A 12842-nucleotide genomic window follows, 5' to 3' on the forward strand; every position below is an offset into this window, starting at 1 on the left:
ATCGCGCTCTTTTGACCTTTGCGATGGAAAAAACGCACGATAAATCGCGCCGCTACGAATGGGTGCAATGCGTATTGGGCACCGTTACAGGCGACTGAGACAATCCATCGCCACCGCTTTGAAGCTGGTGAAATCACCGCAGTCGCGCAGTCGGGTGGTTGCGCGTTCGCGCAGGAAGGTGACGAACAGGTCATAAATTGCCATCGCCTCTTCATATTCACTTTTGCTGATCGCCAGCAGGAAAATCACCGACGCGGTTTCATCGCCCCAACTGATACCCTGTGGGGCCAATACGGTGTAGACCACGGTTTTCTTCGCCAGCAGACCCAGCGAGTGCGGCAGCGCAATGCCTTCACCCAGCATGGTGCTGACAATCGCTTCGCGTTCCTCAACCGACGGATAAAAATCCGCTTCCACATAGCCTTCAAGCTGTAGCTGGTCGCACAGCTGGCGGAACAGTGCCGATTGCGTCATCGGCTGGTCCACCACCAGAAAATGCTGCGCATCGAAGTATTTTTCCAGCATATAAGGCCGGGTACGATCCACCAGCACCAGCTTGCCGAGTTGCTCCAACTGGAATTCCGTTGGAAATGGCGACATCACCACCACCGGGCTGTTTTTCTCGCGCAATCGAGCGGTAGATATAACAAAATCTTCATCAATAACTTCAAGCGTCTCATACTCACGCTGCGACAGGCGTCCCGTCACCTGTAATTGGGGATACTTACGCAGCAGCATCGCCTCAATCATACGTAACGTAGAATTGCCGCTGTCGCACACCAGCAGCACCTGTGGGTGGCGCTGATAACCCACGTCGTAATGACGCTCCAGTCCAACGCCAACATGCAGCACCAGAAAACCGATTTCGTTTTCGCTGATGGTGTAAGGCGTATATTTCCCCCAGCTGGTGACCGCCGCCAATGTCATGTCGTAGGCCATCGGGTAATGCTGCTTGATATTGCTCAGCAGCGGGTTAGGGATATGGATCTGATAACGCACGCGGGTAATCATGGTTTTGATATGGGTGAGCAGATCGGCGCGCAGTTGCTCATCTTGTTGCAGACGGTAGTTGTAGTGGGTGTTGATGTAATTCAGCAGGTAATCCACCAGTGCATCCGCGTCATCAGCATTGATAGTGCTGGGAGCCAGCGCCTGAATCTGGCGGGCAGCAATGTTGACGCGCAACCAATTCTCTTCCGCCTGAGAAATCGGTTTGCCCACCAGCGGCCGCATCAGGTTAACCAGTTGATGTGCGGCTTCACGTACCTCCTCGCCCACATCTTCCGCGCCAGGATCGTTGAGTGGGAAACCTTCGCTGATGCGCCTTACCGCCACCGCGCAATAGATTTGCAGATAACGCTCAGCTTCATCACTGAGGCGAATGGCGTGATGCGAGAAACATTGCTGGAGCAGCGGTTGCAGCTGCTCCAGCATCCCGCTGTGTAACGTTTCCACCGTCAACAGCGGGCTATCGGGCATTTCCTGATCGATTTGCCACAACAAATCAGTCAGGCAGGTGCGAATCGCCGCTTCACTGCCGAACAGCTTCATACCGTAACGCGGTTTGGTTTCGATATTCAGGTGATAGCGCCCGAACCATTCACGCACTTCGGCCATATCGCCTTGCAGGGTAGCGCGGCTGACAAACCACTCTTCCGACAGATCTTCCAGCTTGAGCGAATAGGCAGAGGTGAGAAAGCGGCTGAGCAGATAACGCACCCGGTCCTGTGAGGTGCGAGGCACGCGCAGCGGTGCTGAGGTCTGTGCCTGGAGTTGCCCAAAACGCAGCGCGTCCTCCACCTTCAGTTGATAACCCTCGCCACGCGCCAGCACAAACTGTGCGCCATGCTGCGCCAGCAGCGCATTGAGCGCCGTGATATCGGTGCGCACCGTGCGTGTCGACACGGAAAAACGCCGTGCCAGCTCATCCTGTGGCAGCGTTTCGTTTTGTAGCGCAGCGAAAAGTTGGGCCAGACGCTGGTTGGGAAATCTCACGGGCTTCACCTGTTACTTAATTGTTACAACAACTTTTTGCACGTTGCCAAAAGCTGGCGCACGTCGTCAATGCGGGTGTCACCCGTCGCGCTATCGATAATCGAGCTGTAGATATGCGGAATCACTTTACTGACGCCAGCCTCCAGCGCAATGCGAACAATCTCTTCAAAATTGTCGAGATCAATGCCACCGGTCGGTTCCAGCCAGAAGTTGTGACGCGCACAGGCTTCCGCCACCGCACGATACTCCGCCACCGCTTTCAACCCGCCCATCGGGAAATATTTCACCGAGCTGCCGCCCATGTCCTGCAACAAGCGAATGGCGCTGTCGATCGGCACGATGGCATCCGGCCCCTGCGCACTCAGCGGCCCGGTGGAGATTTTGACCAAGCCCGGCGTACCGGTAGGGGAAATCAGACCGTTGACCACGGTGTCGTGCTGGCCAAGTAGCGCACGGCTGGTGGCGACGCCAGTGAACACCTGGTTAACGTGTTGCGGTTGCAGCTCAGCCGCAATCTCACTCACCATCGCCGATTGATTGGGATCGCCGGCACCCAGCCCGACAGAAATCGCGTTATCAATCAGCGCGGCATATTCGCGCATGTCGGCAATCGCCGCCTCGGTGCTGGCGTAGTTTTTCGACAGCACCCCGACCAACACATAACCGTCCGCCGCTTCCCAGATATCACGCGCGTTCTGCTTTGAACCCGCCAGCACATTGAGGCACAGACGGCCCTGATAAAATTTTGGTGTCAGAGTCATGCGCGTTTCTCCCCGCTCAGCAGCGCCTGGATGGCGGTAAAAATGGTATGCAGTTGATCAGCGCTGACGCTGCGTACATCGGCCTCGATAATACCTTCATTGGCTTTGTAGCCACGGAAGTAGATGGCGATAGTACCGGTTTTCAGCGCCTGTACCAGCTCGCCAGTGGCCCAGCCGGTTTGCGCTTCGTCGAACTTGATTTCGGCGCGCGCAATGTCACGTCCGGCAGCATCCCACACTACGCGTGCGCTCACGCCGTTCAGGGTGTTGAGGTTGGCGATAAACGGTGTCATTTTTTCCACCATCTCTGCGCCGGTGGTTTTTTCCTGCGACAGATAGTTTTCAATCGCCTGGGTCAGACCGAGAATGCCTTCTTTACCCACCTTCATCGCACGACCGATGCCGTTGCTCTGGCGCTTTACCCACTCAACATAGTGGGTGCGGCCAATCACCAGCCCACTGGTTGGCCCTTCAATCGCTTTCGCCCCGCTGTAGATCACCAGGTCAGCCCCCATCTGGTAATAGCACTGCAAATCTTCTTCCGCAGCGGCATCGACAATCAACGGGATGCCATGCTTACGCGCCACTACCGCCGCCTGTTCGACGCTGAGGTGGCTTTTCTGCACGCAATGGTGAGATTTGATGTACAGCAACGCCGCGGTGGTCGGCGTAATCGCCGCTGCCAGCTGTTCTGGCGAACATTCGTTGCTGTAGCCTGCTTCCACCAGCCGTCCACCGCCCAGCGCCACCATGGTGCCAACCGGTGCGCCAAAATTGACGTTATGGCCTTTCGGCACCACGATATCGTGCGGCACACTGAGTGGGGCGGCGTGCAGGTTTTCCAGCAGCCAGGCGTTATCTTTGACGATAACCGCCGCCACGCTCTGGGCGATACCCGCCGAGGCACATGAGACCACCACTGCGTTTTCCACCTCAAGCAGCTGGGCGATATACGCACCGGTCTTATCTACCAGATCTTTCATCTCAAAGTAGTGGTTGAGGCCGTATTTCACGGTATCCACCACATCCGCAGCCGGTGTTGACACGCCAAGAATGGTCATGCGGCCAGAGGCGTTGATGACCTGCTTCAGGCCATATTTTTCATAAATCGAAGACATGATTGGCTTTCCCTTCATCAGTCAGATGCCACTGACCTGCCACCACGGCGGCCAGCGGCACCAGATGTTGCTCACCCAGCACCTGTTCGCCTTCAGCATCGACGAACGGGCGGGCTTCCTCTTTGACGGTAAAAATGGTCAGGTCGGCGTCGTAACCGACCGCCAGGCAACCTTTGTTGTTCAGCCGCAGACCCTCAGCGGCTTTACGTGTGACGCAGTCGATCACCTGCGGCAATGTCATGCCAATGCTGAAGAATTTCGACATCACATGCGCCAGGCTGTGCACCGGGCCATTGATACGGTTACGGCAGTAGATATCGGAGCTGATGGTGTCGGGCAGAATGCCCTGCGCAATCGCCTGACGCGCCACCTCAAAGCTGAAGCTGGCGCTGCCGTGGCCGATATCCAGTCGCACACCGCGCGAAATCGCGTTTTTTACCGCGGCTTTCAGCTCGCCCTGCGGCGTGAGGATCCGGTTAGGTTTGCCGTTGTAGCAGTGGGTGATGATGTCACCGCAGCTCAGCAGATCGGCGATCTCCTCCAGTACCGGCGGGTTGTTACCGATATGCACCATCAGTGGCAGATTACCGGCCGCCTGCTGAATGGCTTTGGCACGAACTAACGGCTGGATGCCGTTTTCACCCACCACGCTGCTGCTCATACGCGCTTTGAGGCCGACGATAAAATCGGGGCGACGCTGAATGGCCTGCACCACCGCCTCGCCGTCGATCTGCGTCATATCGGCCAGCTCGTTCTGCGTGACAATGCCAGTGCGGGCGATATTGATCAGCGCACGAACGTCGGTGGTGACCTGGCGCGTCAGTTGGTAAAAATCGTCAATATCATCAGCGCCAGTGCTACCGGCATCGACTACCGTGGTGACACCCTGCGCCACGCCAATAGCATCGGCGTCATCGTGGTAAATCGGTGATTTGGGATAACAATGAACGTGGCTGTCGATCCAGCCGGCGCTGACGTAAAAGCGCCCGGCGAGGTCGTATTCCTTTGCAGCCTGGCCGCTCACCGCGCCCAGCGCGGCGATTTTGCCGTGCTGCCACGCGATATCCAGCAATTGTCCGTCGCACAGACGCGCACGACGGAGAATAACATCAAACATACCCCCTCCTTAGAGAGAAACCGGGAAGATCGCACCCAGCGCCATGGCACCGAGAATCGCGCCGCCGGTAATGGGCTTATTCCACAGATAGAACAGCAGCGAACCCACCAGCGAGCCAAGACCAATGGGAATCGAAGCCGTCATCGCCGACAGGATGATCAATGGACCCAGGAAGCGACCCGAAGCGTTACCCGCGCCCATCATCACGTCGGCACCGTAGGTGGAGTCGCTCTGATTGATGGTGAACTTACGCGCCAGGATGATGAGGTAGCCAATCGCCACGCCAATCACCAGACCCGTCGCCAGCGATGCGGCGAAGTTCGCGACCGGGAAGACAATGCCCGCGCCCAGTAACAACGCCGGAACCCCCAGACCAACGCCGGTCTGAATCGCCCCGCCGATATCGAGAATCCCCACCAGCGAACCTTCGATGATACGGGCGAACAGAAAGCTGGCACCGAACGCCGCTACCGCGCCGTAGACCCCGGTTTCCATGCCGGAACGCAGCATGGAGACAAACGCCACTTCGTTAAAAGCACCAATGCCGTACAGGTAGTACATATGCGTACCGGCAAACACCCCGGCTGAGAGCAGGCCGACAAAAATCGGGAAAGACCAGTCGGCGTACCAGAACCCTTTGTTTTCGTTCATGCTGATGGCTCCTTATTTGCCGCTGAGGCTGTTGTGGATCATGTCCAGCCAGCCAGGAATGCCTAGTTGGAAGGATTGCAGCAGTTTCATGTCGAAGCCGCGGAAGAAGCCGCTCAGCACGAACAGCAGCACGATGGCGGTCATCATCACTTTGGTGACTTTATTCCAACCGCTCTCCTCGACACCCTTACCGATCAGGATACCCAGCACCAGACCCGGTACGGCGTTGCCCATAATCAACTGCGCCAGACCGCCGAAAATGGTGGCCCAGAAGCCCGATTTTTTACCGGCATCAATCGCTGCCAGCCAGAAAATCACTGGCATGACGGTGTTCACCAGCAGGTTAGCCGCAGGTACCAGCACTTTGACTGCGGTGACCTGCAACGCCGCCGGAACGGCAGAAGCGGTGCTGTTCAGGAAGGCGACAACGATCATGCCGATGATGCCGCAGGCAATCGCCATCTTCTTCGGGTTGTGTAGTGTTTCGGCCACGTTGCGGTTTTTCACCATCAGAGCCGCCGCACCCCAGTTGGGCAGGATGCGATGATCAACATCTTGGGTGAAGGAACCCGCTGCAACGGATGAAGCCCAGGCGTTAAAGAAAAAGCCGAGACCAAAGGAGAAGTGCGATGCCGGATCGCCCTCACAGGAGTTAAGCTCGCCCAGCGTACGGAACGCGCCCATGCCCTGTGTGGTAGGAGCATGGAACATGCGCGCCGCACCTGCCCCAACGCCAACCCCTACCAACCCGCCAATGATTAACGACTTAAACAAAATAATTAAAAACATGCGTTTACCTTTGTTTTTCGTCTGTTGTTAAGGTGCCGCCGTGAATTCCACCTGTTCGGTATCGATCACGGTGACGCTGACGGTTATCTCCAGCTCCACGCTGTAGTTCCGTCGCTCACGCGCGAGGAAAAAGAACAAAAATTTCTCTGTCTTAACGCGCTCCTGCGCGCGCAGCACCCGGACGTCCTGGGGTTCAATGCGCAGCAGAATTTTTTGTGTGGTGCGCAGCACCTGCTGCTGCACTTTACTCAGAGCATCCGCAAAGGCTTTGGCTTTGCTGTCGCCTTTGCCCTGCACCGTTACCTGAGTCACGAATTGTTGTTTCATGCTTAGCTGCCGTATTTTTTTGTCCAGGCCTGCACCAGCCGTTCCCCCAGTTCTTCTTTATCCATAAAGCCAAAACCAAGGACATTGGCACCTTCGTTAATTGCCGTGACGCCTTCTTCAATCGAACGCATACCGTGCTTCGATTTGTAGCCATACTTGTTCTGCGCGGTTATCGCCCCTGCGCCGCCGCTGCCGCAGAAGGAGATGCCGAAATCAGCATTCTCTGCCTTCATCACATCGCCCAGCTTCATATCTGCGGCCACACCTGGCACCACCACCGCACGGCCACCGGCTTTTTCCACGCCTGCCGCTACTTTTTGTCCTTTACCCAGACGATCGCCAATGACTACCGTTACCATGTTCAATTCCTCTCTGATTGCTGACTTAATTAGACTTCGCTACTTCAATATGTACCGACAACAGCCACGCCTCTTCGCGTGGCAAATTGCCAAACAGATCCACCACCTGCTGCGCCAGCGCCATGGTCTCGGGCGAGATATCCTCAAACAGCTCCGCTTCCACTTCCGGTAAGGCTTCACCGGTCAGGGAGCGCGAGGCCATCGCCCGCACATGCGAGGTCAGCATTTGCTGCTGCACCGCATTTGGTTCGATGTGGTTCGCGGCATACAGCGCGGCAATCTGCATCATCACGTTATCCGCCAGCGCCTGAATCGCTTCCGGCGTGCTTTGTTTCAGCGGAACAGCTTCACTACTCACCTGGTTTACTCCTGTTTACAGCGGACAATGACAGTTAATTCGCGTTGAGAATAAATTACGCTGTTCGCTGTTGCCTGTGGAGACGCATCTTTTCCACCTCGAAGTGGAAATCACGCGGGCAACTGTGCGCCAGATCGCAGGATGCACGAATAATGCAAAACGCATCACGTTTTACACAGAATGATGGATTTAAGGCGGATAAGCAGTCAGATATGACCTGGGAAATAAGGCCAGCCGCATGGCTGGCCTGACTGTCAGCGGAATTTCTTATGGTTGGCGTTGCGAATATCTTCCAGTTTCTTCGCTTCGGTTTTGGCTTCGTCCAGTTTGTTGGCTTTCGCCAGTTGATCGACCACATCAATCTGGGCGATCAGTGCATCAAGTCCGGCGTGGAAATCCTTGATCTGGGCGCTGTCGGCAGGCTGCCCCTCCAGTTTTTCCGGCGTGGATTTCTTTGCATCTTCCGCCGCCTGGCGCATCTTGCCAAGTGCGGTTTGCATCTCCTGAGCATCATCGGTTTTCTTCACCGTACTCAGGCCATCTTTTAGGGTATCCATATCTTTTTCCAGATCCGCCGCATACAGGCTGGCACTGGAGAACAACAACGACAGAGACAACATTGCAATCACATGCTTACGCATCGTTTATTCCTTTTTATTTTACTGACAAAAAAGGCAGCCTTGCGGGCTGCCTTCAGGAAGCGATGTCATTATTGCCCGGCGATTTTCATCTCCGGCAGCAGCACCGATCCACACTGGATGTTGCTGCGGGTTTCAATATCGTTGCCGACGGTGACCATATTGCGCCACATGTCTTTCAGGTTACCGGCGATGGTGATTTCGCTCACCGGATACTGGATTTCACCGTTCTCCACCCAGTAACCGGCTGCACCGCGTGAGTAGTCGCCAGTAATGGCGCTCACGCCCTGCCCCATCAACTCGGTCACCACCAGGCCACGTCCCATCTGCTTTAGCAAATCGTCAAAGCTGTGGCCCTGACCGGCAATGCGCCAGTTGTGGATGCCACCCGCATGACCGGTGCTTTGCAGGCCGAGTTTGCGCGCGGAATAGCTGGTCAGCAACCAGTTTTGCAGCACGCCATTTTTGATAATGTCACGCGCCTGGGTACGTACCCCTTCGCTGTCGAACGGCGTTGAGGCCAGTCCTTTGAGCAGATGCGGTTTCTCTTCGATGGTAAGCCATTCGGGCAGGATCTGCGTGCCCAGCGCATCCAACAGGAAGGTAGATTTACGATAAACGCTGCCGCCGCTGATGGCACCCACCAGATGACCAAACAAACCGGTTGCCACTTCAGGGGCGAAAATCACCGGCGCTTTCATGGTGGAGAGTTTGCGTGGCGCCAGGCGCGACAGCACTCGACGTGCGCATTCCGCCCCCACCCAATCAGCGCTTTGCAAATCGTTGATATCGCGGCCAATGGTGTAGGCGTAATCGCGTTCCATTTCCCCGTTCTGCTCAGCAATCACGCAGCTGGAGAGCGAATGACGGCTGGAACAGTAGCTCTGCAACATGCCGTGGCTGTTACCAAATACTTTGATGCCGACGTGGCTGTTGAAGCTGCCACCTTCGGTGTTGGTGATGCGCTTGTCAGCCTGCAATGCAACCTGTTCTGCCTGGGCGGCCAGCTCAATGGCGCGATCGGCATCGATCTCCCACGGATGGTAGAGATCGAGATCCGGTGCCTCGAACGCCAGCAGATCGCGATCCGCCGGACCGGCATTGGGATCGGTTGAGGTGTAGCGGGCGATATCGATCGCCGCCTGCACGGTACGCTTGATGGCATCCGGGCTGAGATCGGTGGAAGACGCACTACCCTTACGATTCTGATGATAAACGGTGATGCCGAGCGCGCCATCGCTGTTGAATTCGACGTTTTCCACTTCGCCATAGCGGGTACTGACACCGATTCCGGTAGTTTTGGTGACCGCCACTTCTGCGCCATCGGTGCTGGCTTTCGCCAGTTCCAGCGCCTGTGCGACAGCCTGTTCCAACACTTTACGTTGTTCTGCAACCTGAGTAGATACGTTCATCGACCTGCCGTCTAATCTTATGTATGAATGTTTTGAGTCTATCAGACTCAGAGAACAATTTCGCAGTCACCCGATAAACTGGTAGGATTAGCCTCTTTTTTTAGGGAGCCAAGAGATGACCAAGCAGCCCGAAGACTGGCTCGATGATGTGCCGGATAATCAGGAAGAAGAAGACGACGAGATTATCTGGGTCAGTAAAAGCGAAATCAAACGCGATGCCGAGGAGCTGAAGCGCCTGGGTGCCGAGTTAGTTGAGCTGGGGAAAAACTCCCTCGACAAAATTCCACTCGACGAAGATTTACGTGCCGCCATTGAACTGGCGCAGCGCATTAAGAAAGAAGGCCGTCGCCGCCAGTTGCAACTGATCGGCAAAATGTTGCGCTCACGCGATGAAGACCCCATTCGCCAGGCCCTGGATAAGCTGAAAAACCGCCACAACCAGCAGGTTGCGCTGTTCCATAAACTGGAACACTTACGCGATCGCCTGATTGAGCAGGGTGATGATGTGATGGCGGAGGTGATCAACCTCTATCCGCAGGCGGATCGCCAGCAACTGCGTAGCATGATCCGTAATGCGCAGAAAGAGAAAGCCGGTAACAAACCGCCGAAATCTGCACGCCAGATTTTCCAGTATTTGCGTGAGCTGGCTGAGGCAAAATAAGCTTCAAACTGCTGAACCGTAGCGGCGCGATTTATCGCGCGTCTTTTTCTTGCCACCGGCACAGAACTGCGCGATAAATCGCGCCGCTACAAAAAACGACATGATAAATCGCGCCGTTACGGATTAACGACCCAGCCTCTCCAGCAGTTTTTGATGAATCCCGCCAAATCCGCCGTTGCTCATGACCAGGATGTTATCACCCGGCAGTGCCACCTTCGCCACCATCTCCACCAACGTATCAATATCTGCGCTCCAGTGTGCCGGTTGGATGCAGGCATCAGCCACGTCGGCAACCTGCCACGGAATATGGTGCGGCTGGAATAAGAACACTTCATCGGCACGTCCCAGTGATGGTGCCAGTTCATTCTTGCTGACCCCCATCTTCATGGTATTGGAACGCGGCTCCAGCACCGCCAGAATGCGCGCCGTGCCACCCACTTTGCTGCGTAGCGCGGCGAGGGTAGCCAGAATCGCCGTTGGGTGGTGCGCAAAATCGTCATAGACCTTGATGGCGTTCACTTCACCACGCAGCTCCAGACGACGACGCGCGTTGATAAAGCGCCCCAGAGCTTCACCTGCATCTTCCGGTTTCACACCGATATGGCGCGCTGCGGCTATCGCCATCAAACCGTTATGCATGTTGTGTTCGCCCACCAGACCCCAGCTCACTTCCGCCACTTTCGCGCCATCAAGCCAGACCTCCCAGCGTGAAGCATCCGGCGTCAGCTTTTTCGCCTGCCAGTGGCCGTTGTCACCCACGGTTTCCTGCTCGCTCCAACAGCCCATCGCCATCACCTGCTTCAGGTTATGATCGTGTTCCGGCAGCAGGATCTTGCCCTGGCCCGGCACGATGCGGATCAGATGGTGGAACTGTTTCTGGATCGCCCGCAGATCGTCGAAGATATCCGCATGATCGAACTCCAGGTTATTCAGAATCAAGGTACGCGGGCAGTAATGAACAAACTTGGATCGTTTGTCGAAAAAGGCGCTGTCGTACTCATCCGCTTCGATAACAAAGAACGGGCTTTTTCCTAATTTTGCCGAAACATCAAAGTTGCCTGGCACACCACCAATAATGAAGCCGGGTTCGAGGCCACAGGCCTCCAGAATCCACGCTGCCATACCGGCGGTGGTAGTTTTTCCGTGGGTGCCAGCCACCGCCAGCACCCAACGATCGCGCAGGACGAAATCGTGCAGCCACTGCGGGCCAGAGAGGTAAGGAATGTTGCGTTCCAGCACGGCTTCCACACAGGGATTTCCACGCGTCATGGCGTTGCCAATGATCACCATGTCCGGTGCAGGATCGAGCTGACTGGCATCATAACCTTCTGTTAATTCAATGCCTTGCTGCTCAAGCAAGGTGCTCATCGGCGGATAGACGTTGGCGTCAGAGCCGGTCACCTGGTGACCCAGCGAACGAGCCAGCATCGCCAGACCGCCCATGAAAGTGCCACAAATCCCAAGGATGTGAATACGCATAAATATGTTCCATTACTCATAAGTCCGGCGCTCAGTTTAACCCCGAGTACAAACGGAAGAAACGGATTTGGCCTATGGTTTTTGAAGTTCAATCGGCTAAACTGCGTACGCATACGTTGGCAGTTTGTTACAGTGACTGCCACTCCATCGTAGATTCAGGGAATGTGTTATGAAAACGTTAGGCGAATTTATCGTCGAGAAGCAACACGACTTTCCTCACGCCACAGGTGAACTGACGGCGCTGATTTCAGCCATCAAGCTGGGCGCCAAAATTATCCACCGCGACATCAACAAAGCGGGTCTGGTGGATATTCTCGGTGCCAGCGGCGTGGAAAACGTTCAGGGTGAACAGCAGATGAAGCTGGATCTGTTCGCTAACGAAAAACTGAAAGCAGCACTGAAAGCACGCGGCATTGTGGCAGGTATCGCCTCCGAAGAGGAAGATGAGTTCGTCATCTTCGAAGGAGTTGAACATGGCAAATACGTGGTGCTGATGGACCCGCTCGACGGTTCCTCTAACATCGACGTTAACGTTTCCGTTGGCACCATTTTCTCCATCTACCACCGTGTTTCAGCACCAGGCACGCCGGTTACCGAAGCTGATTTTATGCAGCCGGGTAGCAAGCAGGTTGCCGCGGGTTACGTGGTGTATGGTTCCTCCACCATGATGGTGTACACCACCGGTGTGGGCGTCCACGCCTTTACTTACGATCCGTCGCTCGGCGTGTTCTGCCTGAGCCACGAACGTATGACCTTCCCGGAGAAGGGTTACACTTACTCCATCAACGAAGGAAACTACATTCGCTTCCCACAGGGCGTGAAGAAATATCTGAAGTTCTGCCAGGAAGAGGACATCGCGACTAAACGTCCTTATACCTCACGCTACATCGGTTCACTGGTGGCGGACTTCCATCGTAACCTGTTGAAAGGCGGAATTTATCTTTACCCGAGCACCGCCAGTCACCCGAAAGGCAAGTTGCGTCTGCTGTACGAATGCAACCCGATGGCGTTCCTCGCTGAACAGGCAGGCGGTAAAGCCAGCGACGGTAAAAACCGTATCCTTGATATCCAGCCAGAAACCCTGCATCAACGTTGCCCGTTCTTCTGCGGCAATGACGCGATGGTGGATGACGTCGAGCGCTTCCTGCGCGAGTTCCCGGATGATCACCAGAGCTGA

Annotated in this window: 14 protein-coding genes; 2 read left to right on the top strand and 12 right to left on the bottom strand. The window is 55.6% G+C overall.

The window, feature by feature from the left end:
* Positions 1–84: 84 nt before the first annotated feature.
* From AC6I8W_RS18165 to pmbA, 11 genes are all read right to left on the bottom strand, one after another.
* Positions 85–1995, bottom strand: a complete 1911-nt coding sequence (locus tag AC6I8W_RS18165; RefSeq protein WP_497836135.1) for a BglG family transcription antiterminator — start codon at positions 1993–1995, stop codon at positions 85–87.
* A 23-nt stretch (positions 1996–2018) separates the two neighbouring features.
* Entirely contained in the window at positions 2019–2756 is a 738-nt protein-coding gene (gene dagF, locus AC6I8W_RS18170; protein WP_497836136.1) for a 2-dehydro-3-deoxy-phosphogluconate aldolase, read from the bottom strand.
* The gene (locus tag AC6I8W_RS18175; protein WP_497836137.1) at positions 2753–3874 is read right to left on the bottom strand and encodes a DgaE family pyridoxal phosphate-dependent ammonia lyase; all 1122 of its coding nucleotides are present in this window, start codon (positions 3872–3874) and stop codon (positions 2753–2755) included. Before AC6I8W_RS18175 ends, dagF begins: the two co-directional genes overlap by 4 nt.
* Positions 3858–4991 carry an amidohydrolase/deacetylase family metallohydrolase gene (locus tag AC6I8W_RS18180; RefSeq protein WP_497836138.1) on the bottom strand — a complete coding sequence of 378 codons (1134 nt, stop codon included), beginning with the start codon at positions 4989–4991 and terminating at the stop codon, positions 3858–3860. The genes AC6I8W_RS18175 and AC6I8W_RS18180 overlap by 17 nt, the downstream gene beginning before the upstream one ends.
* 9 nt (positions 4992–5000) lie before the next feature.
* Positions 5001–5642 (bottom strand): DUF4310 family protein, encoded by a 642-nt coding sequence (locus AC6I8W_RS18185; RefSeq protein ID WP_497836139.1) that lies wholly within the window; start codon positions 5640–5642, stop codon positions 5001–5003.
* Positions 5643–5654: 12 nt separating this feature from the next.
* Positions 5655–6431, bottom strand: a complete 777-nt coding sequence (locus tag AC6I8W_RS18190; protein WP_021183537.1) for a DUF4311 domain-containing protein — start codon at positions 6429–6431, stop codon at positions 5655–5657.
* Positions 6432–6458: 27 nt separating this feature from the next.
* Positions 6459–6758 (bottom strand): DUF4312 family protein, encoded by a 300-nt coding sequence (locus AC6I8W_RS18195; protein WP_480366104.1) that lies wholly within the window; start codon positions 6756–6758, stop codon positions 6459–6461.
* 2 nt (positions 6759–6760) lie between these two features.
* Entirely contained in the window at positions 6761–7123 is a 363-nt protein-coding gene (locus tag AC6I8W_RS18200) for an SFCGS family glycine-rich protein (protein ID WP_480366106.1), read from the bottom strand.
* A 19-nt stretch (positions 7124–7142) separates the two neighbouring features.
* Positions 7143–7475, bottom strand: a complete 333-nt coding sequence (locus AC6I8W_RS18205) for a glycine dehydrogenase (protein ID WP_497836140.1) — start codon at positions 7473–7475, stop codon at positions 7143–7145.
* Between the two features lie 254 nt (positions 7476–7729).
* On the bottom strand, positions 7730–8116 hold the full coding sequence (cybC, locus tag AC6I8W_RS18210; protein ID WP_497836141.1) for a cytochrome b562: 387 nt from the start codon (positions 8114–8116) through the stop codon (positions 7730–7732).
* A gap of 68 nt (positions 8117–8184) precedes the next feature.
* Positions 8185–9525 carry a metalloprotease PmbA gene (pmbA, locus tag AC6I8W_RS18215; protein ID WP_497836142.1) on the bottom strand — a complete coding sequence of 447 codons (1341 nt, stop codon included), beginning with the start codon at positions 9523–9525 and terminating at the stop codon, positions 8185–8187.
* Between the two features lie 115 nt (positions 9526–9640).
* Here pmbA and yjgA point away from each other — a divergent pair, with 115 nt between their 5' ends.
* Positions 9641–10186, top strand: a complete 546-nt coding sequence (yjgA, locus tag AC6I8W_RS18220; RefSeq protein ID WP_497836143.1) for a ribosome biogenesis factor YjgA — start codon at positions 9641–9643, stop codon at positions 10184–10186.
* A 123-nt stretch (positions 10187–10309) separates the two neighbouring features.
* Here yjgA and mpl read toward each other — a convergent pair whose 3' ends face one another.
* Complete coding sequence (gene mpl / locus AC6I8W_RS18225) at positions 10310–11665, bottom strand: UDP-N-acetylmuramate:L-alanyl-gamma-D-glutamyl-meso-diaminopimelate ligase (protein WP_497836144.1); 1356 nt, start codon at positions 11663–11665, stop codon at positions 10310–10312.
* Positions 11666–11834: 169 nt separating this feature from the next.
* Between mpl and fbp the strand changes: the two genes are divergently transcribed.
* On the top strand, positions 11835–12842 hold the full coding sequence (gene fbp / locus AC6I8W_RS18230) for a class 1 fructose-bisphosphatase (RefSeq protein WP_497836145.1): 1008 nt from the start codon (positions 11835–11837) through the stop codon (positions 12840–12842).

This window comes from Pantoea sp. X-Soil-TKNS-1211 (assembly GCF_059730495.1).